Source organism: Wolbachia endosymbiont of Nasonia vitripennis, from assembly GCF_048054115.1.
Taxonomy (GTDB): Bacteria; Pseudomonadota; Alphaproteobacteria; order Rickettsiales; family Anaplasmataceae; genus Wolbachia.
In genome coordinates this window covers 1-24,579 of record NZ_JAFEVF010000006.1, presented here as the reverse complement: position 1 = coordinate 24,579, position 24,579 = coordinate 1, and the positions used below count along the sequence as shown (strand labels likewise).

Genomic DNA, 24,579 nt, shown 5'->3' with positions numbered 1-24,579 from the left:
ATGATAAGAAAGAAGTATAGTAAAATTTTAATAACAAATAGAGGAGAGATTGCTTGCAGGATAATCAAAACTGCGCGCAAGATGGGTATATCTTGTGTATGCGTATATTCAGATGCAGATGTAAATTCTGTGCATGTAAGGCAAGCAGATGAGTCGAAGTACATTGGTCCTTCACCTTCTTGCCTGAGTTATTTAAATATTGAAAAAATATGCGAGGTGGCAGTTGAAACAGGTGCTGAAGCGGTTCATCCTGGCTATGGGTTTTTAGCAGAAAATCCAGATTTTCCCCGTGCTCTGGAAAAACATAACATAGATTTCATTGGTCCAAGTGCAGAAACAATAGAAGTTACAGCCAATAAAATAACAGCAAAAGAAGAGGCAAGAAAAGCTGGAGTAAATGTAGTGCCAGGATATATGGGTAAGATCGAAGATGCTGCCCACGCAGCCATCGTTGCTGAAGAGATTGGTTTTCCCGTTATGCTCAAAGCTGCATCAGGTGGTGGTGGCAAAGGAATGCGAATTGTATATTCCAAAAAAGAAATTGAACTAGCATTTACATCAGCAACAAATGAAGCAGAGAAAAGTTTTAAAGATGGCAGTATTTTTATAGAGAAATATATAGAGCTGCCAAGACACATTGAAATACAAATCATAGCAGATAAATATGGCAATATAGTGTGTCTTGGAGAGAGGGAATGCTCGATACAAAGGAATAACCAGAAAATAATGGAAGAAACTCCAAGTCCATTTATTAGTGAAGAAGTAAGACAAAAAATGTATGCCCAATGTGTTTCTTTGGCAAAGCAAGTTGGTTATTTTTCAGCAGGTACTGTCGAGTTTGTTGTAGATAAAGACCAAAACTTCTATTTTCTTGAGGTAAATACGAGATTACAAGTTGAGCATCCAGTAACAGAATTTATAACTGGAATAGACATAGTAGAAGAAATGATTAGAACTTCCTGTGGAGAAAAATTGAGATTCAATCAGGATGATATTAAACTTACTGGTTCTGCAATAGAAAGTAGAATTTGTGCTGAAGACCCATCAAAGAAATTTTTTCCTTCCAGCGGAAGAATCAAATATTACGACAAACCAGATGAAAATGGTCATGTAAGAATAGATGATGGAGTAGCTAGCGGTTCAGAAATCAGCATGTTCTACGACTCAATGATTGCAAAAATTATAACCTATGGAAAAGATAGAATAGAAGCAATCAGCAGAATGCAAAAAGCATTGTCTGAATGTTATATAGAAGGAGTAACAAATAATATAGAATTTCTAGAATCCATTTTCCATCATCCAAACTTTATTGCAGCAAAACTCCACACAAGATTCATTCCAGACCATTATCCCAGTGGGTTTCAAGGCGATTTTATCACAGAGGAATATATTAAAATATTTATTTTTGCTGCACTGTATGTTCATTTAGAAAATGAAGAAAGGTACTATCACGAAGCAGTAAATGAAACAACTCAGGTGTCATTTCAGTGCGTGACACTGGAATCTAGTAAAAAAGAAGGGGCACCAGTGTCAGCTACTCGGATGATACCTTATGGCATTGAAACAACAGATGACCATGCAAGAGATTTATTCATAGTGAAAATAAATGACAATGAGTACTCCATAAATGCAAAATACCAAGATAATATATTAACAACAGTATATAACCACAATAAATACTCCGTGGTAGGTAGGTGGAAATCAAGTTATAGATTGCTACATATCATAATTAATGGCGATACCAACATAGCACTTAAAATAGAAAGGCAAGGCAGCAAATACTTTATAAGACACGCAGGTATGAAAGCTAAATGTTGTGTATTGAAACCTCATGTAGCTAAACTAAGCAAATTAATGCTAAACAACAAAACAGAAGGGATTTCAGTAGACACTGTGAAATCTCCAATATCTGGTTTATTAGTTAAATTACACGTAAATGCTGGAGATCAGGTAGAAATAGGACAACCTCTCTTTGTTGTGGAGGCAATGAAAATGGAAAATATCATATGTGCTGAATCAGAAATGGTGATAAAAAATATCCCTGTTACAGAGGGGAAAAATGTACAGGCTGGTGATTTGGTATTAGATCTGCTTTCTTAAATAACACAAGAAATATAAACCTGACCCAAATAAGATAAATGAAAACATTTGATGGGCTATGGCAATGGCCATTGGTATATGCAGCAACAAAGTGACTACTCCTAAAATTACCTGAATAATGACGGAGAGTAGCATAATATATGCTGGTTTTACACTAGCATTTTTTATTGTGAGTATTGCTGTCAGAACTAATATCAGCAATGCCAATGCCCGGTGTATGAATTGCACTGTTACTCTATTTTCAAAGATATTGAGCCATGTAGGCTGTAAGAAAAATAAATCTTCTGGAACAATTTGTCCATCCATCAGTGGAAAGGTATTGTAAATTAAACCAGCATTTAGCCCTGCAACAAATGCACCGAAGATTATTTGTACTGTCACTAGGATTAAAATTATCCATATGTAACATGTACTAACCTTAAGTTTAGTTTGCCTTGGTTTGATTTGGTAATCAAAAAATTGATACGACAATAATGCAAAGATAACCAACGCAAGCAGTAAGTGAAGTGCAAGCTTATAGTGACTAACATGAGGATTGACTACTAAACCGCTTTTTACCATATACCAACCAGCAAAAGCTTGTAAAATTCCAAATAATAGTGCTGTAGATAACCTTATTACTGCATTTTTAGGTATTCTTTTTTTTAGTGTAAAGTATATAAATGGTAAGATAAAAACTAAACCTGTCAGCCTTGCAATTAACCTGTGCACATATTCTATTAAGTATATGGTGCGAAACTCTTCCATACTCATACCATAATTAAATGCTTTATATTCAGGTGTAGCTTCATATTTTGATTTTTCTTTTAGCCAGTCTTGTTCACTCAGCGGTGGCAATGTTCCGGTAATTGGTTTCCATTCCGTGATTGACAATCCTGCTTTTGAAAGTCTGGTAAATCCACCAATTCCCACCATGCAAATCACCATGAGAGAGCAGAGAAAAAGCCAAATAGCTACAGGTTTTGCTTCCATAATCCATGCTGAGTTTTATTCCATTGCTGAGGGTGAATAACAAATTCCCACAAAGCGAGAAAAGCTGCAACGCTATGTAGTAGACTATAGACGGGAAAAAATATTGATACTATATAAAAATAAAAAGGCATTTTTTGTTGTCTGATAGCTATTATCAAAAAAATCAAGTTAATACCGTATACTATTATAAAATAATATAAGAATAATTCATTCAAAATTTGAGTCAGCACCAATGAAAGTAACAAAAAAGGAGTCGTGAAAAATATAAAAGCTGAGGAACCAACAAAAAGGTTTAATAGCAAAACTCCCTTAAGCCCAGTGTGCTTAAAAAGTAATTTTATATTTTTTTAATGAACGATATAAGTTTGCATATAACCTTTAATCCAGCGTGCTCTTTGTTTGATCCAAGCAAACACAGTAGTTGGTGATTCTTCCAATGTTTCTGAATCAATAATCCTGGTTTTATATCCCATTTGCGCAAGTCTCAAACCAAGGTCAGCGTCTTCAGTGACATTGTAAGCATCCCAAAAAAGCACTTTCTTTAAAATTTCCACTGAAAAATGGTTACTGCTACCGCCCAAAGGTATTGGCATGTTCATTTTTTGAAATCCAGGCAAAAAATATTGAAACCAGTCCATATACTCGAGAGAAAAGAATTTTGTAAGAAAATTGCAACCAAAGTTATAGTAATTTAATTTCGCCTGTACACAAGCCAACTTTTCGTCGCCCTTATTAAATTCAATTAGTGCTTTTTTTAACTGCAACGGATCTGGCTTGTCATCTGCATCATATATTACCACATACTTTCCTCTAGCAAAGCTCATAGCATAATTGCATGACTTAGCTTTTGTTCTAGGCAGAGAATGAGGCACTTTTATTACTTCAAAATACTGTGGTAAAGTGCATTTTTCTATAGCTGCCAACATTTCTTGATCATCGCTCTCTATCACAAGCTTTACATCTAATTTTGATTTTGGATAATCCAAACTTTCAATGCTCTTAATCAATTGCTTTATAACCGCATTCTCTTTAAAAGCAGGCAATAAAATAGTATATATAGGTTCATTCATCTTATCATAATCTGCTTTTTGGTTAGAAATTTTACGCAAGCCAAAAATTTTAGTTACAAATTTGAATAAAGAACTAGAACATCCGATTATAAATATCAACACCAAAGCAAAATATGCATATTTTTTTGTCAGTGTTAAAGTCGAAATCATAACAAAGAAAGAGGAAAAAAAGATTGAACTGAGCCTAATGCTTTTAGCTGAAAAATTAGGATTCTTATAATATAAGTAGTTACTTGCGAATTCTGAAATACCAAAGTGTGAGTTAAGAAGATTTAAAATCTGTTTGCTATCTACTTTTATCAATACATATTCAATACCGTAATGAGATTCGACCCAAAGGTTGATATCTTGGCTTATGTCTTCAACCATAAAAAAAGTAGTATCATTTAATTTTTGCCAAGGAATTATATTAAACCTATAGTAGAAAAGTTTCTCTTGTTCTTTGCATAAACTAGAATCAAATTTAATTTTTTCTACATTATCAGTTTGAAGTACAGGCATTAAACTTAATGCAACTTTTTGCTCAAGTCACGTGAAAACGAAGATATAACCTCACTACTACGCTTATCATCTTTACGTTCATGCATTATTTTTTTTACAGCATCAGCAGCTATACTCGCTGTGTTAGCTTGTAAATCCCCAAGAGCTTTTTCAACTTGGTCAGTAACTTTCTTCAAATTAGAATGGGAATTTTCATCTAACGTTTGATCGAGTTGCTGTCTATTATGCTTAATAATACTATTAGCCTTATCAAGTGCTTCATTCATCATTTTGTTAACTTCTGCATCTAATTTTTTGTATTTTTCAGAAGATTTTTTGTAATACTCCAACATATCTTTTCTGAATTTTTCAGTTTCTTCACTTGAAAACTTGCTTTTGTTACGTTTATTGTTAAGCGCGTTTTTTATTACCTTCCTTAGCAATTTATATGAGAGGATAAAACCTACTAAAAAAGCAAGGCTTATAACTAGTAATGTAGACATAAAAACCCTAAAATTCTTTGGATACCAAATCAGCAACAAATTCCTCTTCAATCTCAGAATTAGTTAACTTAGTATAGTAAATCAAAGCAATACTAGTAGCCATTTGTTTTAATTCACTAATATACTTAGATTTAAATTGTACTACCTTTTCTTCAACAAGTTTAATCATCTTCTTGTCTTCCTCTTCCAATATATCCTTAACATTCGCTCTCATTTCTTCTACTTGAGCAAATGCATCATCTATGATTTTTTTTGCCCGTACTCTAGCTTGATTTAAAGCTGCATTATACTTGGCAATTTGCTCTTCTGTAAGTCTTAAAAGGTGAATAGAACTATTAAATGAATCTAACACTTCTTTACTTCTAGTGCTTATTATTTCATCTAACTTCGGTAAAAACAAACAACTCACTACAAAAAAAAGTGAAGAGAAAAAAATTAAAAACCAAAAAATTTGAGAAGAGAAAGTTGAAATATCAAGCTGTGGCATCTGTTAAGCAGCAAATATTAATAACATTGCAAGTACAAACGCAAGCAACCCCATGATTTCAACCATGGCAGCACCAATATAAACGTAACTTTTCATTTTACCTTCTGACTCAGGATTTCTCGCAATCCCATTTAACATAGCAGAGAAGATATTAGCTATACCTAAACCAGCACCGAGCATTCCAAATACAGCCAAACCAATTGCTATAAATTTTAAAGCCACTAAATCCATATATTACCTTTAACTATTTCTTTATAATATAATTGTAAAATATTCTGCAAGGAAGTCAATTACTTTACTGCATCTGACAAATATACACATGTTAATATAGTAAATATATAAGCTTGCAAAACTGCAACAAATACTTCAAATCCTATTAGTGCAATTATAAACAAAAAAGGTGCAGGTGTAAAAAATATGTTCATATTTATGACGAATCCTGCTATCACTTTGATGATTGTATGACCCGCAATCATATTTGCTGCAAGCCTTATTGATAAACTAATCGGTCTTACTAAATAAGCAAATAATTTAATAATGATGATTATAGGTGCAAGCCACGAAGGAGTTCCTTTTGGTAGCAATATGCGTAAAAATTCTACTCCTCTTTCTTTAAACCCAACAATCGTTATATAAGTAAAAACCACCATTGATAAAGCGAAGGTAACTATCACATGACTTGTAACTGTGAAACTATAAGGAAGAACACCAACTAAATTACACGATAAAATGAAAATAAATACTGTAAATATCAAAGGAATGTGCTCCAAACCTTTGCTTCCAGTGTTACTTTCTATTATTGAAACAACAAAATCATATACATATTCAACTGCAGCTTGCAAATATCCTGGTATTACTGCACCTTTTCTTATTCCAAGGAGCAAAAACAGTACCATTAATATCACCGAGATCATCATAAAAAGAGATGAGTTGGTAAAGTTTATGTCATACCCAAATAATTTTGGTAGTTCTATTATTGTATATACTTTAAATTGTTCTAGCGGATTTAACGCCATTTTGACCCTGTATACTTAAACTGCAGCAGTAAATAAAGTATAAATTTTATAGAATAAAGTCAAGAATTAATATAAGGAGCTCTGTATTATTATAGCATTAACATATTAACAAAATATACAATTAAAATGCAAATTATAGTCAGCTACCAATCTTATTCTAAATTCTTGACTTAACATCTTATTTTAACTATAATTTAATTTTAATATGAGGCAATTATGAACGAAATAGATTTTACTAATCCACCTTTAAATTTAGAACAGGAATGTGGTAACGGGTACATCAAGTTTACAGATTATTCTTCTAACTCAGACACTGGTCTTTTCCACATGGCAGGTGAAATGCTAAATGAAAGCCATGATGTTATAGGAAATTTCACTGGTGATGCTTACATTTATAATTTCCATATAGATGATCACAATATGAACATTCAACTCTGCATGGAAATGGACTGCAAAGGTGATATAAAGAAAATTCTTTCTTTGTAGAAAGAGTAGGCTTCTCTGTTGTTTCTTGCAATATAGAAGCCACTTATTACAACAAACTTTAAAAACATCACATTTTACATTACAATGAATTTTTGTTTCTTGTTAGATAGATGAAATTCACATTATCTTGGTTATTAGAGTACTTAGAAACCAATGCTAGTTTAGAGGAAATTACTGATAAATTAACTCACATAGGGTTGGAAGTAGAGAATGTGATCGACAATTCCAGATTGGCCGGGTTTGTTGTTGCAGAAGTATTAGAAGTCGCACCTCATCCAAATGCTGATAAATTAAAATTATGTAAAGTAAATGATGGAAGTAAAGTTCTGCAGATAGTCTGCGGAGCAAAAAATGTTAAAGAAGGCATGAAGACTGTACTTGCATCTCTTGGTAGCACATTGCCAGAAAGTGATTTCACTATTAAGTCTATGAAAATACGAGGAGTGTTAAGTGAAGGGATGCTCTGCTCTGCTCTCGAACTTGCGATAACTCAAGAGGAAAGTGAAGGAATAATTGAGCTTTCTGCCGATTATAAAATAGGGGACAAATTTTTCAATTGTGATTCTGTGATTGATATAAATGTTACTCCAAATCGTGGGGATTGCTTAGGCGTCTACGGAATAGCACGTGATCTAGCAGCAACTGGAATTGGGATACTCAAGACTTTAAGCGTTCCACAACTTGCCTGCTCTATAAATTCACCAGTAAACGTCAAAGTTACTGACGGGGAGAGCTTTATTAGTGGAATATACATTGCCAATGTAAAAAATAAAGAAAGCCCAAAGTGGCTAAAAGATAAATTGCAATCGATAGGAATGCGCTCCATTTCTGCAATAGTTGATATTACTAATTACATTATGATATCTTTCGGGCGCCCGATGCACGCGTATGATGCAAAAAAAATAGAAGGAGAGCTCATAGTACGCAAAGCAAATGACGAAGAAAAATTTATTGGTTTAAATGATAAAGAGTACTTATTAAACAAAGACATAAGCGTTATTTCTGATAATAAAAATGTTCATGCAATTGCTGGAATTATGGGCAGTAAGTACAGTGAATGCACTCTTGAGACTACTGATATCTTTTTAGAGTCTGCTTGGTTTGACCCCATCTCTATCACTAAATCTTCAAGGCAGCTCAGCATCTCCACAGACTCAAGTTACAGGTTTGCACGCTCAGTTGATCATGGATTCATTCTTGATGGGCTGAATCTTGTAGCCCAGGTGATTTTGGAGTTATGTGGTGGAGAAATCTCAAGCGTAGTGTCTGCTGGCAATCTGAATAAGGCTGATACCAAGATAAATTTTGATTATCAAGATGCAAACAAACTTGGAAGTGTATCTGCATCACCTAATGAGCTATTCGATATTTTAACAAAGCTAGGGTTTAGTATCGATAAAAAAACCGAAGGTAATTGGAATATACAAGTACCAAGCTGGAGACCGGACGTAACCATACCTGCTGACTTAGTTGAAGAGGCAGTAAGAATATACGGCTATGATAAAATAAAGGAAGAGCAACTAGCAGAAGACGTTACAGTAGAAGAAGAGACACAAGATGATTTGCGCATTTTAATGACAAGCAGAGGATTTCATGAAGTGATAACTTGGTCTTTTATGAGTGAATCAATAGCTGAAAAGTTTGGTTACTTGAATAAGTTATTCATTATCGATAATCCATTTAATAATAACTTCAATATAATGAGGCCAAGTGTCATACCAAATTTGTTGCAAGTCACTGCAGATAATATTGCTCACGGGATATCTGATCTCGCAATTTTTGAAATTGGACCAATTTATAATGGTGAGGCTCAGTCTAAGTACGTTTTAAGTGGAATTAGATCAGGAAATAATTCGCCGAAAAACCACTATAACACTGATAGAAAAATAGATATTTTTGACGCAAAGGCTGACCTCATAACAGCTTTGGAACTTTTTAATGTCAATTGTGATAATTTAGCAATAGAGAGAGCAGAAAAAGAATATTATCACCCAGGAAAATCAGGCTCCTTATCTTTTAGAAGTAAAATAGTTGGTTATTTTGGAGAATTGCATCCGAGTATATTGGATTTTTTTAACATCAAACAAAAAATTGTAGGCTTTGAGTTGATATTAGAAAATATCGAAAATTTACCTATAAGTAGAAAAAAATTTATCGATTATAAATATCAAAGTGTAAAACGCGACTTTGCATTTATTGTAAATAAAGATGTAGCAGCAGGCAGTATAATCAATATGGTGAAAAAAAGCTCAGAGCTCATCACAGAAGTTTTGATATTTGATGTATATCATGGAAACAATATAGAATCGAATAAGATGTCTATAGCATTTTCAGTTACTTTCTGCTCTCCAACTCACACTTTAACTGAAGAGGAAATCCAAAAAGAATCAAATATGATAGTCAACTTAGTGTGTGAAAATACTGAAGGAACTTTGAGAGCTCATTATTAAGCTATAATAGTTTAGACTTGATCTGACAAGCAAACAAAGTAAGATAAAAATATAGACAAGTTTTAAAGGAGTGTCAGATATGAATACAACACAAGAAAAAATACTAAAACCAAAGTTGGGATTGCTAGAACTTGCAAAGCAATTAGGAAATGTATCACAGGCGTGTAAAGTAATGGGATATTCAAGGGATACATTTTACCGCTTCAAAGAACTGTATGAAACAGGAGGAGAAGAGGCTTTACACGAGATAAGCAAAAGCAAGCCATTGTATGCAAATAGAGTGTCGGAGGATATAGAAAAAGCAGTAGTTGAAATAGCAATAGAGTTTCCAGCATACGGACAAGAAAGAGCAGCAAACGAACTGAAAAAGAGAGGAATTCTCATCTCTGCAAGTGGAATAAGATCAGTGTGGCAAAGAAACGATCTTGAAAATTTTAAAAAGAGGTTAAAGGCATTAGAAGCAAAAGTAGCTCAGGATGGTATCATTTTAACAGAAGAACAGATAACAGCTCTAGAAAAGGCTAAGGAAGAAAAAGAGGCCCATGGAGAAATTGAAACAGAGCATCCAGGATACTTAGGTAGCCAAGACAGTTATTATGTTGGTAATATCAAAGGTATTGGACGAATTTACCAGCAAACCTTTGTTGATACCTATTCCAGAGTTGCTTTTGCTAAGCTTTACACAGAAAGGACTGCTATCACAGCTGCAGATCTTCTTAATGATAGGGTAGTACCGTTCTTTGATGAACAGAAAGTATCATTGCTACGTGTTTTGACGGATCGTGGTACAGAGTATTGTGGCAGACCTGAAAATCACGCTTACCAGCTATATTTAGGGGTAGAAAATATTGATCATTCTCGAACCAAAGCTCGTTCTCCACAGACTAATGGCATATGTGAAAGGTTCCACAGAACTATGCAAGATGAATGTTACAATATTATCTTTAGAAAGAAAATTTACACCTCTTTGGCAGAACTTCAGTTAGACGTAGACCATTGGGTGCATTCTTACAATAGATCTAGACCGCATTCAGGTAAATATTGCTATGGTAAGACTCCTATGCAAACCTTTTTTGATAGTATGCATATTGCTTATCAGAAAAATATTGATAGCATTAAACAGGATGCTGATTTTGGTTTTGACTTTGTTAATTCTTCTGTCAGTTAATTCATGCCTGTCAGATCAAGTCTAAACTATTACAATTAAGCCGTAATCGCCGTTTCCTGATTTTGCTGTGTCACGTTTACTTCATCCAATTTATTCCCTATCTTGAATTCAATATCCTTGAAAAACCTATCCCACATTCCATGCAAATGCTCTTCTACTTTAGGCCATACATCATTTTTAAATGTCGTTCCATCATCAGAAAATAAATTACCCAAAAAAACTCCTACTTCCTCATAACTTGATTGAAAATGTTGAAGAAATATCTCTACTTCCTTATGAGTATCATGTGCCACACTCAATGCTTTCCCTTCTGTGCTATTATCTTTGTTTACAGTAGCTGACCATCCAATCACATTATAATTAAAACCAACTTTGAGAGAGTTCCAAATCCTCCACAAACCACTCTCATTATCTTTTGGTACATTATTTATTATAAGATTTGCTAATCTATCTACTAGAGGAGACAATAAATCTTGACAAAAGTGTTTGATATTATTTTTTATTTTAATAATAGGAGTTTTTATGCACTTTTCTGCCAAGTAGCACTCAAGTTCCGCTTCCTCTAATAACTTCTTAATTTCTTCTTCATCAAAAGTTTCATGCTTGAATGCTTTCAGTAAATCATCTTCTATTATTGCAAATTTTATTTTTTCACGAGATTCTAGTTCTTCTCTATAATCATTTTTTGTTTTTTTATTTATCAACAATCCTTCTTTTTCTAATTCTAACTGTTTTAATGCTTTTAGAATTTCTTGGTTATTTTGCAAGTGCTTCTCTATTAATTTTGTACTTGGATGCTTTTCTCCTTTTCTCTTTCGCTCATCTTCTAAGTACTTATTTAAATCCTCACTTTCTTCTATTACTTCTCTTAACGATATAGGTTGATCTAAGCATTCTGCAATTTTCACTCGGTGCACATTAATCCTCTGTACTAAATCCGGCTCCTTTTCCTCTAACAGCTTACATGAATTCTCTATACCCTTTGCTTGACTTTTAAACAAATCTTGCGTTTTACGTTTCGTTATTTCTAAATACATCTTTGCTATAAAATCATTCACTTCATCTAAAGCTTCTTTTAAACTTTTCTTGCTAGAATGATGTTTTATCTTCTTTTCTAAACTTTGAAACTGATCTATTAAGCTAAGCATGCCTAATCGACCTAACTCACCCTTTGCTTTTTTCATTACTGATTTTATTAGCTTTTGCTCAACTTCTTGATCATTATACTCGAACTTAAAAAGATCCTCTAATTTCCTTTTTAAATCATCATTTATTGAGTTATTTCCCTCTTTATCATCAGACATTTTTTCTAATTCTTGACGTACACTGTGATACCTTTCATGCCCTGCCTTTCTTAAATTCTCAATCTCTTTTTTAGCACTATTTAGAGCTGTTCCTGTTTCTTCACGATACTTCTCTTTATAAACATCAATGATTGTCCTCTTAGCTATTTTCCCTTCTTCTTTAAGCCGTTCCCATTCTGCTTTAAATACAGGAAATTCACTATCTTCTAAGATATCTGGTACTTTTGCTCCTGCTTCTCTCAGATCTTTTATTATCATCTCTTTCTCATTTGGTAATTCCTTACCTTGACTTTCTAATTTCTGTTTCACTAAAGTATTTTTTAGCTCATCCTCCAGTGAAAAATCTTCTCCCCGTCTATTTTGCTGAAACTTAATTGCTTGTATGAAGGCAACTTGATAAGCATTTTCTATCAAATGAGTTGTCAATTGATGGCCTATACTATCTACAACTTTCAGCCTGAATTCGTTCAACAATTCCTTCAGTTTATCATATGTAATCTCTTTCTTTTCTAGCTTCATCAGCTCTTCCATAGTTTTTGCAAATTCTTGAATTGAAGTTGCAAGCACATTCTTAATTTCATTATGCAAGGGCTTAAGACCATTTTTTAAATTGATGTTAGTTGACAATTTTAGTATGGTATTATGCTCTGAATCTCGTGTCACATTAAACCACTTATTATCTTCATTCTCGCATAAATCTTTAAGTAATTGTTTAAATTGTGGTGGAAACTTTATTTCCATATCATATTCAATGCTTGGCTCAGGAACTTCTGTTTCATGAAAAGATACCTCAATATTTTGGTGCTTATTAGAATACTGCCCCGTACTTATTTTAAGAACAGTAACTAAAGAATGGACTAACTCTCTATTTAAAAGATAAAAAGTAGCCAAAGCAACTGTTGCAGGAATAACTAAGGCTGTTAGCACAGCCACATTAACAAAAATTGCTATTGCAGCAAGAACGCCATATGCCAGTCTTTTTGGTACACTTGCCTCACTCTTTTGTGTCTTATCTTCTCCTACACCTTCTTGTGTCTTACTGTTTATTCTCAATCTATTGTATATGACCAATCCCAGTGCAGTAAAAGCAATATAAGGAAGCATTAAAATTGACAGAGCTAAATTTAATACTTTCTTCTCTGGACAAGCTCTGTTTATTTCCTTAAATATTTCACTTGACATATTATACCAGGAAGTAAAAAACTCAGAATTATAATCTTTATAATGAAATATACTGAGTGGAACATTAAAAGCAGCTATTTGTTTAATTAACCAATCCTGCTTACTTACAGCATCAAAAAACTCTTCTTCCTCTTCTGAATTAGCAAGACCTAAATCATTCCCTTCTTCTACATTAGAAACATCTTCCATAGCATCAAAAAACTCTTCTTCCTCTTCCAAAGCAACATTGGAAATAGATTCTACTTTACCTAAACCATCACTATTGTTATTTAAATCAATAACTTCTCTATGACCATCTGCAACAACTTGATTCATATCACCACCCTACTTAAAGCAATTTAAGTATAGCATAAACATTACTAACTTTGCAACTTTATTAACTTAATACCAACTGTCAAACCTTGGTATTCCTTAGAATAGAAATCGGCCTCGATCTCTTTATTAGTGTCCAAAGATAAGGCAAGGGTCTGATCTTTTATATATTCAACCCATGTATTTATTGCTTCCTTAATTTTCTCATCTTCTGTTTTTATTGTTACTCTAATTCTATCTGATATATGAAAATCAGCTTGTTTTCTAGTTTCTTGAATAAGCCTCACAATATCTCTTGCCAGCCCTTCTAGAATTAGTTCATTATTTAATTCAGTATTTAGAATAACAACTCCTTTGTTATTATCAAACACAGCAGAATATTCACTGTTTGCTTTTAATAATAGTTCATATTCACCTTTTTCCATAGTATAGCTCTCTGTTTCATCTCCCAAAAATATCTGTTCGTTTTCAACTTGCTTCCACTTTCCTTCCTTAACGTATTGAACTAGTTTCTTGATTTTGTCTGGAACTTTTCTTCCAAGCACAGGAAAATTTAATTTTAACTCTAGTGATGCAACCTCTTTCAATTCACTTACTATTTCTAGTGCTTTTACATTCACCTCATCTCTTACCATCTCTTGATATTCATCTTCAAGAAAATTGCAGGAAGACTTATGATAAATAGTCATGCTACCAAGTGGCTGCCTTATACGTATGTTAAACATGTTTCTAATAGAGAGTGCAGCATTACATATTTCCCTTACCAAATCCATCTTGGCAATGAGTTCACTATTATATCTATCTAATTGTGGAAAATCAGCCAAATGAACAGATGTTTCCTTATACTTCAGCCCCTGCCATATAGTCTCTGTTATAAGTGGCAACAAAGGAGCTGCAGCCCGTAGTATGTAATAAAAAACTGTGTATAGAACATTATAAGCGTCGGTTTTATCTTGATCTAAGTCACTTTTCCAAAAACGCTCGCGACTGCGACGAATATACCAATTATTTAGCACTTCAAAAAAATCTGTCAAGATTTTGCAAGCTTCCTGAGAGTTATAGTTGTTCATAGAAGCTCGCATACCTTCCACAGCTTCAAAACATTTTGAAATCATGTAGCAATCAATAGTATTCTGATAATCCCTACAAATCTCAGCTTTAATTCCATCTGCATTTGCATACATAGTAAAAAAGTGATAACTGTTCCAAATAGGTTTTATTACGTTTTTCAGAACATCACGCACTAAATTTCCTTCTTTGTCGAGTAGTAAATTACCACCGCAGACAATGGAACCAGACAGCATAAGAAAACGCAGCGCATCAGAACCATATTTGTCAAACACTTCCATTGGGTCCGCATAATTATTCAGACGTTTGGATAATTTCTGCCCTTTCACATCAAGAACCACACCGTGGCATATGCAGTTCTTAAATGGCTCACTGTCAAATAAAGCAGTGGAAAGCACAAAAAGCGTATAGAACCATCCTCTTGTTTGTGCTATATATTCAGTGATAAAATCCGCAGGGAAATTTTTCTCGAACCATTCTTTATTTTCAAACGGATAGTGAACTTGCGCGAACGGCATCGAGCCAGACTCAAACCAACAATCAAACACATCAGGCACACGACGCATAACTGATTTTCCTGTTGGATCATCAGGATTTGGTCTCGTCAAAGTATCGATAAACGGTCTGTGCAAGTCATCTATCTTAACATTAAAGTCTCGCTCTAGTTCTGCTATTGAGCCATACACATCCACTCTTGGATATTTTGCATCGTCTGATTTCCACACAGGAATTGGAGTACCCCAGAATCGATTGCGTGAAATAGACCAGTCGTGCGCTCCTTCAAGCCATTTTCCAAATTGACCATCTCTTATATGATTTGGCATCCAATTAACTCTCTTATTTAGCTCTGTCATTCTTCCCTTAAACTTTGTCACAGCAACATACCAAGAAGGCATAGTGCGGTAGATTAAAGGAGTGTCAGTTCTCCAGCAGTGTGGATAATTGTGAATATATTGCTCAGTTTTAAACCAGCTCCCCTGCCTTTTTAATTTCTTGATTACTGTATCATTGGCATCAAAAACATGAACTCCTGCCAAATCTGAAACTTCAGTAGTAAATTTTCCAGCGTTATCAACTGGACAAACAGCTCGAATATCATGGCTTTGGCAAAGGTAAAAATCTTCTTCACCAAATCCAGGAGCAGTGTGCACAACACCAGTACCATCTTCTCCTGTAACATAATCAGCAATGAAAACACGGAACGCATTCTTTGTATCTTTAAAGTAATCAAACAGTGGTTTATAGGAAAGACCTGCAAGATCACTCGCTTTAAGTTTTGTATTACAGTTTTCATATTGAATATTGCTTTGTTCACAGTGGCTGACAAATTTCTCTAAATAACTTTCAGCAAAGATGCAGACTTCACCATTTACTAACACCATACAATACTCAATATCCTCCCCTACTGCCAGTGCAAGATTGCTCGGCAACGTCCAAGGCGTTGTAGTCCAAGCAAGTAATCTACATTTTTGTTTAAATTGCTTTGGATTTTCTAAAAGTTCAAAAGCAACAGTTACAGCTTTGCTAATTTTTTCTCTATATGCATTATCAAGCCTTGTTTCAAAATTAGAGAGTGGAGTTTCGCACGCCCAGCTATAGGGAACAACGCGTATTGATTCATACACCAGACCTTTATCATAAAGCTGCTTAAATGCCCACATGACCGACTCCATGAATGACTTATCCATAGTCTTATAGTCATTGTGAAAATCTACCCATCTTGCTTGTCTATTTACATACTTCTCCCATTCTGATGAAAATTTCATCACAGAAGTACGGCAATGATTATTGAATTTTTCAATGCCAAATTTCTCTATCTCAGTTCTACCAGATATTCTAAGTTCCTTTTCCGCGCCCATCTCAGCCGGTAGCCCATGGCAATCCCAACCAAATCTGCGTTCAACCCTTTTTTGCAGCATAGTTTGATATCTTGCAAATGCATCTTTTATAAAACCAGTAAGCAAGTGTCCGTAATGCGGAAGTCCATTTGCAAACGGAGGCCCATCATAAAATACAAAACAATGATCCTTGGAACGTTTCTCGACTGACTGCTCAAAAATTTTATTTTCCTGCCAAAATTTTATGATTTCCTTTTCTAGCAATGAAAAATCAGGACTGCTGCTTGTATCAGGATAATACTTCATATTCATTTTAACTGGATAAAATCAAAGAATATAGAGCTTTCCAGAAAATTACAAATCCAAAAACTCTGTTTCTATAAACATTGATAGGTGTTGACATTATTATACAGCATATTAATAAATCAGACTTATTTACTTAAGTTAAAGATGAATAAAGACAATAACAGTTGGCCTTATCAGAAATTTCACGATGCTAACAAAAATAATAGTAAAAGCAGCGTTATTTGGAGATCGCTTTCTTATGAATATAATAATTCTGGAAAGGTTGAAAAAGTACACTATCAGTGGGAAAAGAAAAAAAATCCCGCAAATCTATTATATCAAGTCTCATATGATTGCGTAACAGAGAGTTGTAGTCCTTTAAGGATTAAATCTAGATAGCTTATAAACTTATAAAAACACACAAAGTGCTTCTACATGAGACCATGGGAGCACTTTTCTCTAATTAGGCAGCGCATCCCAACAAACTATTTTGCCGAGCTTCCAATATCCTTACATTTACTATTTTATCTTTGTATTTATCGTCAGGATCATCAACGCATACTGATTGCATGTATGGGCTTTTACCAATAATTTGATTTTGGTGTTTACCTTTTTTATCACCGAATAGAACAGGAATAGTTTTTCCTATCATACTCTGATTAAATTCAAGTTGTTGCTTGCTAATTAATTCCTGTAAACGAAGAAGACGCTCTGTTTTAACCTCTTCTGGTACTTGATCTTTTCTTTCCGCCCCTGGCGTTCCTGGCCTTGGGCTATATTTAAAACTATAAGCCTGAGCGTACTTTACTTTTTCTACTAACTTCATAGTTTCCTCAAAATCTTTTTCAGTTTCTCCAGGAAAACCAACAATAAAATCAGAAGAAAATTCGATTTCAGGTTTCAATTTGCGAAATCTGTCTATTATTTCCAAATACTCCTCTGCAGTGTGTTTCCTGTTCATTGCATGCAATATTTTATTCGAACCTGACTGCACAGGTAGGTGAACAAACGGCATGAGTTTTGATTCCTCCGCATGTACCAAGTAGAGAGATTCGTGCATATCTCTTGGATGAGAAGTTGTGTAGCGGATTCTTTCTAGCTTTTCAATTTTAGCAATGTGACTAATTAATTTTCCTAAATCCCACACCTCTCCTTCGCACTCTCCATGATAAGCATTAACATTTTGACCGAGCAAATTGATTTCCCTTGCCCCATTTGCAACTAACTTCAATGTTTCACGGAATATTTCATTTACTGGTCGTGAATACTCAGCCCCGCGTGTATATGGTACCACACAAAACGTACAAAATTTATCACAACCTTCTTGTATGGCAAGAAACGCAGAAGACCCCTGGCTATTGCCATAGCATTCATCTGGCAATTTATCAAACTTCGCAACTTCTGGAAAATCAGTATTTATTACATGACCTTTACTTCTGCTTGCTTTGACTATCAGCTCCGGTAAAACAGCGATACTCTGCGGACCAACAACAATATCAACAAAAGGAGCCCTTCTGAACACTTCTTCTCCCTCTGCTTGCGCTACACATCCAGCCACCACTATGGTCATTTCCTTATTTTTTTGTGATGAATGGATTCTTCCAAGCTCTGAGTAAAGCTTTTCTGCTGCCTTTTCTCTAATATGACAAGTATTTAATATCACCAAATCAGCTTGTTCTGCATCACTAACAACGTTGAACCCTAAAGGCTTAACTATATTCTCCATTAAAATGGAGTCATAAACGTTCATCTGACAGCCGTAAGTTTTAATATATAGGCCTTTCATATTTAAAATTCTTCACACAAATTCTAGCAAATTATACGAAAAACTGAATTCTAGTACAACAGCCAATAAAGATTGCTTGACAAACCTTCTCGCTTTCCTTACTCTAACAGTAGAGGTATTTTAAGAGCTCAAAAATCTATCTTCGTCTGCAGACTTTTCAGTCAATTTTTCAACAAAAAACGTAGTGTATCTTCTTCAGCACGTGTTCAAATTCTGTTGTATGTGCGCTGCATTTTCTTTCTAATCTTTCAGGAGGATTTTATGTCCAGAATTCCAGATACTTAACCTTTATTCTTAAGCTAAAAACCGATTGGTACCTATGGTTTTTATAAAGAAAGTGCAAAAAATACTTTAAAGAATATGAAATAAAGGTAGAAAAGGTTTGAGTAACCAAAAACTGTTTCCAGGCATAAATTTGTTATGTATACCAAAAAGTAATTACACTAATATAATATTCACACTTATATGCTAATATAGATATAATACTAATTAAAGAGCATGTTATGCAAGAAGAAGTATCAGATTTTACAGATGCTCTTTGTCAAAATAAATGTGATTCCTTTCGAGTGACACTCTCCTATATCTTTCTTTAGGTTATACAGAAGTCTAACACAATTATAGAACAAGCGTAAAAGTTCTGGTAAAGTAGTTTTATTTACAAAAAATATGCTACTTGATATTGAAAAATGCAGCATAACAAATGCACTGTGGAAGTTACAAGAAGCAGATCAAAGGGAGATTTTTACTCTTATACAGAGATTTGAGTTGCCAGAAATATTAGCAAGAATATTAGTTGCTCGTGGTGTTAACATAGAAAATGCACATGACTTCTTACACCCACTAATCAGATCGCTATTACCAGATCCCTTTCACCTCCTTGATATGGAGAAAGCTGTTTCTCACATAATAAAAGCAATAAACAATAATGAGAATATTGCAATATATGGTGATTACGATGTTGATGGTGCAACGTCATCAGCATTGATTAATAGGTACCTAAGAGCGATTGGGACACACTCTATAATCTATATTCCAGATCGTGTTGATGAGGGCTATGGATTGAACACAGATGCTTTATTACAACTTAAAAAGAATGGTATTGATTTATGTATTTCTGTTGATTGCGGTACGCTTGCATATCAACCAATAGAAGATGCAAAAGTCTTTGGACTTGATATTATAGTTGTCGACCATCACCTTGGAACAGAAAAATTACCAAGTGCTGTAGCAGTTGTTAATCCCAACCGCCTTGATGAGAGCTCTCCTTATAATAACTTAGCAGCAGTTGGAGTGTCATTTCTGCTAATTGTTGCTCTTAACAGAAGCCTACGTGAGCAAGGATTTTTTACCAACAAAAAAGAACCAGATTTATTTGATCTACTGGATTTGGTTGCTCTTGGAACTGTCTGTGATGTTATGCAGATTACAGGCCTAAATAGGGCTTTTGTTTTACAAGGATTAAAAGTTATGTCAGCAAGAAAAAATGTTGGCTTACGTGTTTTGTTTGACGCTTTGGGAATCCTTGAAAAACCAAGTGTTTCGCGATTAGGGTTTAGTATTGGGCCATGTATAAATGCCGGAGGAAGAATTGGAGAAGCATCGCTCGGTGCAAGGTTGCTTTCCACCGATGATGATGATGATGCACATTCAATCGCGCTAAAACTAATAGATTTGAATAATGCAAGAAAAATGCTAGAAAATGAGGCTATTTTGGAAGCTACAACACAAGCGGAAAATTTTGCCCACTTAGGTGTAAATTTTATAATGGTAAGTGGTAATTGGCACCAGGGAATAATTGGTATCATTGCATCAAGACTAAAAGAGCAGTTTCACTTACCAACGATAGTGATATCTTTAAACAATGGAATAGGAAAAGCAAGCTGCAGGTCAATTTCTGGGATAGATATTGGCGCTGCGGTTCTTTCTGCAAAATTTACCAACCTAATCATTGAAGGTGGTGGTCACAGTATGGCAGCAGGATTTTCGATTGAGGAAGGTAAAATAAGTGATCTATATGATTTTTTTACTGAAAGATTTGCAAACTCTACAAATGACAAAATCATAAAAGCCGATGGCATAGTAACAGCTAAAGCAATAAACTTATCCTTGTGGAATCAATTGCAACGCTTAGAGCCATTTGGTGTTGGCAATCCTGAACCGAGATTCATCATTCAAGGGGCAAAGATAAGAAAGCCGGAAGTTATAGGAGTTGACCATATAAAATGTTTTATTGCTGACGATAATGTTATGGTCAAAGCTATTGCGTTTCGCTGTGCAAATACTGAGCTTGGCTCTGCTATTATGCAGGGTAATGTTAAAGCCATTTTGGGTAAAATCTCTATGAATTACTGGAATGGCAATGAATTTATACAATTTATGATAGAAGATGTCTTAACCATTAGTTAAGTTACTATTTTAAAATAATTACCTATCAATCTCACCAAAGACTATGTCGAGTGAACCGATAATTGCTGCAATGTCAGCAAGCATGTGTCCTTTTGCCATGAAATCTAAGGCCTGTAAATGCGCAAAGCCAGGTGCTCTTATTCGACATCTATAAGGTCTATTGGTACCATCTGAAACTATATATACTCCAAACTCACCTTTTGGCGCTTCAACAGCCACATATGCCTCACCTTCTGGCACATGATATCCTTCTGAATAAAGCTTAAAATGATGAATCATAGCCTCCATAGATTCTTTCATTTCTGCTCTTGGCGGTGGAGAGATCTTTCTATCTTCAGTTTTTATTGGCCCTTCAGGCATTTTCTCTATGCATTGCTTCACCAAGCTAACAGACTGCCTAATCTCTGCCATTCTTACTAAATAACGATCATAACAGTCACCATTTTGGCCGATAGGTATACCAAAATCTAACTGATCATATATCTCATATGGCTGGCTTTTTCGCAAGTCCCAAGCAAGTCCAGCAGCACGGAGCATTGGTCCACTAAAGCCCCAATCAAGCGCCTGTTTTATTGATATTTCACTAATTCCTACAGTGCGTTGCTTCCATATCCTATTTTCTGTTAGAAGCTCATCAACATCATCTATATACTTTGGAAATTGCTCTATAAATTTTGCAATATCTTCAATCAAACCTTCTGGGATATCTGCTGCAAGTCCACCTGGCCTTATATAAGCTGCGTGAAATCTTGCACCTGAGGCCCTTTCATAGAACTCGAGTATTTTTTCTCTCTCTTCAAAGAGCCATAAAAGAGGAGTCATCGCCCCAACATCAAGTGCTTGGGAAGAGATATTTAGTAAATGATTTAGTATTCTTGTCAGCTCACAAAATAGAACACGCAAATATTTTGCCCTAATCGGAACTTCGCACTGCAATAATTTCTCTACACATAACGAATATGCATGCTCTTGTGACATTGGTGACACATAATCAAGGCGGTCAAAGTAAGGCAGAGCTTGAAGATATGTTTTATGTTCTATTAACTTCTCAGTGCCGCGATGCAAAAGTCCAATGTGGGGATCTGCCCTCTCGATCACTTCACCATCCATCTCTAAAACAAGACGTAACACCCCGTGTGCAGTTGGGTGCTGAGGGCCAAAGTTTAGCATCATTGTCTTTAGATCAGGCATGCTTGGTAGCTTAAGGTATTGGAATTGTATAGGGTAAAATGTGCTTAAAGTCAATAGGCTTCTTGTACAAGCTATAACTCATCGTTACAATAGAAAAACTCTCAAAAACTTCACCACTTCTTCATGATCTGATAGACAATGTTTATGTGTCACATACAATTATTGCACTTATGTTGATCAAGGCAGCGAAATTATGTATAGATAATTTTGATTGAGAAATAGTTTTTCTACTATATAAATTCTACTTTAGAGTAATCAAAATTAATGAAAGACAATAAATATAGTTTAGGTTTAAGGATCATTCATTGGTTAATGTCTGCTTTTATTATTGGCATGCTTTGTTCTGGGCTGTACATGAAAAGTTTGCCGATTAGCAATGAAATTAAATTCAGCATATACGCTGTTCATAAGGCTTGTGGTATCACCGTTCTTGGATTAATTATAGTACGTATATTTTTTCGCGTCTTTACTTATGTTCCGCCATTACCAGCCAATTTTTCTCGATTTGTAATCAATGCGAGCAAAACGATACACTTTGGTTTATATGCTTTGATGGTGCTAATGCCACTATCTGGTTATGTCATGTCTTCTGCTTCTAGCAAAGAGATCAAATATTTTTTCCATATCCCTTTATTAATTAACCATAATGAAGATCTAGCTAGTGCAGCTAATCAGTTACACTCGATACTTGCATATTTTATGATACTCTTTATAGCCTTGCATATAATTGGTGCTTTAAAACACACATTTATAGATAAACAAAACATTTTTAAACGTATGATATAGGTTATATGTTAAGTAGCCTCTGGAAAAAAGGAACAAATTTTCTCGGTAGTGAGTTTGCCATAATGGGTGGCGCTATGAGCTGGGTTTCAGAGAGAAATTTGGTTTCAGCAATCTCAAATGCTGGTGGATTTGGCGTGATTGCTTGCGGTGCAATGTTTCCAGACTTACTGAAAAAAGAAATCATAGAGACACAGAAATTAACTAACAAACCATTTGGTGTAAATCTAATTACTATGCACCCAAAGTTGAGTGAGTTGATAGATGTGTGCATTGAAACGAAAGTAAGCCATATAGTGCTTGCCGGTGGACTACCAACGAAGCCTAATATAGAAAAAATCAAGAGTGCGGGCATTGAAGTTATGTGTTTTGCACCAGCATTAAGCCTCGCGAAAAGGTTAGTAAAAATGGGAGTAGATGCGTTAATAATAGAAGGTATGGAAGCAGGAGGACATATCGGTCCTGTTAGCACTTCTGTTCTCGCACAAGAGATATTACCTCATTTTAAAAATGAGAAAACACCGGTGTTTGTTGCAGGTGGAATAGGAAGAGGCGAAATGATAGTGAACTACCTAGAAATGGGAGCAAGTGGCTGTCAAATAGGTACATTATTTGTCTGCACGAATGAGTCAATCGCTCACAAAAATTTTAAAGAAGTATTCATCAAATCAGCTGCGCGTAATGCTGTATCTTCTGTGCAGATTAGTGCTGATTTCCCTGTAATTCCAGTAAGGGCTATAGTTAACAAAGCAAGTGACGATTTTATGGAGCATCAAAGAGACATTATTGATAAATATCAAAATGGAGAAATCTCAAAAGAAGATGGGCAGCTTGAAATAGAAAAGTTCTGGGCTGGAGCTTTAAGAAGGGCAGTAATTGATGGAGATGTTGAAACAGGATCTTTAATGGCCGGTCAAAGTGTTGGCATGGTTGATAGAGAAAAGCCTGTAAAAGAAGTGATAGATATGTTAGTTCAACAGGCAAGCAATTATGTTGAAATGTAAAATCAGTAATCAGCAAAGAAAATAGTTAGCAAATTGCTATAATTATCCGCAATAAGGCATAACTGCCCAGTTTTAATGTAAAATTAACGCTAAAGAGGTATTCATACATTTTGTTATGTATGGAGAAATGTTATGCTAAGTCGTTTTGCAAAACATCAGAAGAGTGAAGATATTAATCAACAATTGTACAATGCTATATACAAAAAGGTCACAAAAAAAACACATAATCATGGAAATCTAAAAAAGGGAGATGGAACTATCGCAAAATGCATAGAGTTGTTCAACAAAGGAGCTGATCCGAACATATTAATTAAATTAGAAAAATTACTGAGAGAGCAAGAAAAATATTATAATTATTACACCGAGAAATTTCTTCCAGAATTGGAAAAAGAAGTAATGGGATCAGAAGTCGGACTTCCAGTATTTAAGAATGAAATAGAACAATCACAAGGATCACCAACAAGAAGAGGGAAAACATTAAAAATAATTTCAGAGATTACTAAAAAGAGCAACAATAAAGATCATTCTAGTAGCACTATTCAAAATCAGAAAAGTCTTAGAAGTAATCAAGCAAATAGACAAAATAATACTATGGAACTATTTAACAAACAAATTCTTTCTGGTGAAGTTGAAATTCCCAAAAATTGTAATAGTTTAGACTTGATCTGACAGGCATGAATTAACTGAC

At 34.6% G+C, this 24,579-nt stretch carries 18 protein-coding genes and 1 pseudogene; 9 read left to right on the top strand and 10 right to left on the bottom strand.

Annotation, left to right across the window (positions count from 1 at the left end):
- The gene (locus JR053_RS01750) at positions 1 to 2,100 is read left to right on the top strand and encodes an acetyl-CoA carboxylase biotin carboxylase subunit (protein ID WP_010402536.1); all 2,100 of its coding nucleotides are present in this window, start codon (positions 1 to 3) and stop codon (positions 2,098 to 2,100) included.
- Here the strand turns inward: JR053_RS01750 and JR053_RS01745 are convergent.
- From JR053_RS01745 to JR053_RS01720, 6 genes and pseudogenes are all read right to left on the bottom strand, one after another.
- Complete coding sequence (locus JR053_RS01745; RefSeq protein ID WP_010402538.1) at positions 2,083 to 3,072, bottom strand: COX15/CtaA family protein; 990 nt, start codon at positions 3,070 to 3,072, stop codon at positions 2,083 to 2,085. The genes JR053_RS01750 and JR053_RS01745 overlap by 18 nt on opposite strands.
- Positions 3,054 to 4,643, bottom strand: a pseudogene (locus JR053_RS01740) (glycosyltransferase family 2 protein). Before JR053_RS01740 ends, JR053_RS01745 begins: the two are co-directional and overlap by 19 nt.
- A gap of 5 nt (positions 4,644 to 4,648) precedes the next feature.
- Positions 4,649 to 5,125 (bottom strand): F0F1 ATP synthase subunit B family protein, encoded by a 477-nt coding sequence (locus JR053_RS01735; RefSeq protein ID WP_010402542.1) that lies wholly within the window; start codon positions 5,123 to 5,125, stop codon positions 4,649 to 4,651.
- Positions 5,126 to 5,132: 7 nt separating this feature from the next.
- Complete coding sequence (locus tag JR053_RS01730; RefSeq protein ID WP_010402544.1) at positions 5,133 to 5,612, bottom strand: F0F1 ATP synthase subunit B family protein; 480 nt, start codon at positions 5,610 to 5,612, stop codon at positions 5,133 to 5,135.
- A gap of 3 nt (positions 5,613 to 5,615) precedes the next feature.
- The gene (locus tag JR053_RS01725) at positions 5,616 to 5,843 is read right to left on the bottom strand and encodes a F0F1 ATP synthase subunit C (protein WP_006014985.1); all 228 of its coding nucleotides are present in this window, start codon (positions 5,841 to 5,843) and stop codon (positions 5,616 to 5,618) included.
- Positions 5,844 to 5,902: 59 nt separating this feature from the next.
- Positions 5,903 to 6,628: a F0F1 ATP synthase subunit A gene (locus JR053_RS01720; RefSeq protein ID WP_007302047.1), complete on the bottom strand. Its 726-nt coding sequence runs from the start codon at positions 6,626 to 6,628 to the stop codon at positions 5,903 to 5,905.
- Between the two features lie 216 nt (positions 6,629 to 6,844).
- Between JR053_RS01720 and JR053_RS01715 the strand changes: the two genes are divergently transcribed.
- The 3 genes from JR053_RS01715 (at position 6,845) to JR053_RS01705 (ending at position 10,732) form a co-directional block, all read left to right on the top strand.
- The gene (locus JR053_RS01715) at positions 6,845 to 7,114 is read left to right on the top strand and encodes a hypothetical protein (RefSeq protein WP_010402566.1); all 270 of its coding nucleotides are present in this window, start codon (positions 6,845 to 6,847) and stop codon (positions 7,112 to 7,114) included.
- A gap of 110 nt (positions 7,115 to 7,224) precedes the next feature.
- Positions 7,225 to 9,564 (top strand): phenylalanine--tRNA ligase subunit beta, encoded by a 2,340-nt coding sequence (gene pheT, locus JR053_RS01710; protein WP_010402569.1) that lies wholly within the window; start codon positions 7,225 to 7,227, stop codon positions 9,562 to 9,564.
- Between the two features lie 79 nt (positions 9,565 to 9,643).
- On the top strand, positions 9,644 to 10,732 hold the full coding sequence (locus tag JR053_RS01705; protein ID WP_416603176.1) for an IS481 family transposase: 1,089 nt from the start codon (positions 9,644 to 9,646) through the stop codon (positions 10,730 to 10,732).
- Positions 10,733 to 10,767: 35 nt separating this feature from the next.
- Here the strand turns inward: JR053_RS01705 and JR053_RS01700 are convergent, their stop codons facing one another.
- Both JR053_RS01700 and ileS read right to left on the bottom strand, forming a co-directional pair.
- Positions 10,768 to 13,533, bottom strand: a complete 2,766-nt coding sequence (locus JR053_RS01700; protein ID WP_416603338.1) for a hypothetical protein — start codon at positions 13,531 to 13,533, stop codon at positions 10,768 to 10,770.
- Positions 13,534 to 13,577: 44 nt separating this feature from the next.
- A complete protein-coding gene (ileS, locus tag JR053_RS01695; protein WP_029237614.1) occupies positions 13,578 to 16,748 on the bottom strand; it encodes an isoleucine--tRNA ligase in 3,171 nt (1,056 codons plus the stop codon).
- Positions 16,749 to 16,886: 138 nt separating this feature from the next.
- Here ileS and JR053_RS01690 point away from each other — a divergent pair, with 138 nt between their 5' ends.
- Positions 16,887 to 17,120 (top strand): hypothetical protein, encoded by a 234-nt coding sequence (locus JR053_RS01690; RefSeq protein WP_010402600.1) that lies wholly within the window; start codon positions 16,887 to 16,889, stop codon positions 17,118 to 17,120.
- A gap of 64 nt (positions 17,121 to 17,184) precedes the next feature.
- On the opposite strand, the gene miaB is transcribed toward JR053_RS01690, so the two are convergent.
- Entirely contained in the window at positions 17,185 to 18,507 is a 1,323-nt protein-coding gene (gene miaB, locus JR053_RS01685; RefSeq protein ID WP_010402603.1) for a tRNA (N6-isopentenyl adenosine(37)-C2)-methylthiotransferase MiaB, read from the bottom strand.
- 666 nt (positions 18,508 to 19,173) lie between these two features.
- Here miaB and recJ point away from each other — a divergent pair.
- A complete protein-coding gene (gene recJ / locus JR053_RS01680; protein WP_010402615.1) occupies positions 19,174 to 20,913 on the top strand; it encodes a single-stranded-DNA-specific exonuclease RecJ in 1,740 nt (579 codons plus the stop codon).
- Positions 20,914 to 20,931: 18 nt separating this feature from the next.
- Here the strand turns inward: recJ and JR053_RS01675 are convergent, their stop codons facing one another.
- Positions 20,932 to 22,104, bottom strand: a complete 1,173-nt coding sequence (locus JR053_RS01675) for an NADH-quinone oxidoreductase subunit D (RefSeq protein WP_010402617.1) — start codon at positions 22,102 to 22,104, stop codon at positions 20,932 to 20,934.
- A gap of 264 nt (positions 22,105 to 22,368) precedes the next feature.
- Between JR053_RS01675 and JR053_RS01670 the strand changes: the two genes are divergently transcribed.
- The 3 genes from JR053_RS01670 (at position 22,369) to JR053_RS01660 (ending at position 24,560) form a co-directional block, all read left to right on the top strand.
- Entirely contained in the window at positions 22,369 to 22,890 is a 522-nt protein-coding gene (locus tag JR053_RS01670) for a cytochrome b (RefSeq protein WP_029237615.1), read from the top strand.
- 5 nt (positions 22,891 to 22,895) lie between these two features.
- Positions 22,896 to 23,891 (top strand): NAD(P)H-dependent flavin oxidoreductase, encoded by a 996-nt coding sequence (locus tag JR053_RS01665; RefSeq protein ID WP_010402622.1) that lies wholly within the window; start codon positions 22,896 to 22,898, stop codon positions 23,889 to 23,891.
- Positions 23,892 to 24,023: 132 nt separating this feature from the next.
- A complete protein-coding gene (locus JR053_RS01660; protein ID WP_010402624.1) occupies positions 24,024 to 24,560 on the top strand; it encodes a hypothetical protein in 537 nt (178 codons plus the stop codon).
- Positions 24,561 to 24,579 lie beyond the last annotated feature (19 nt).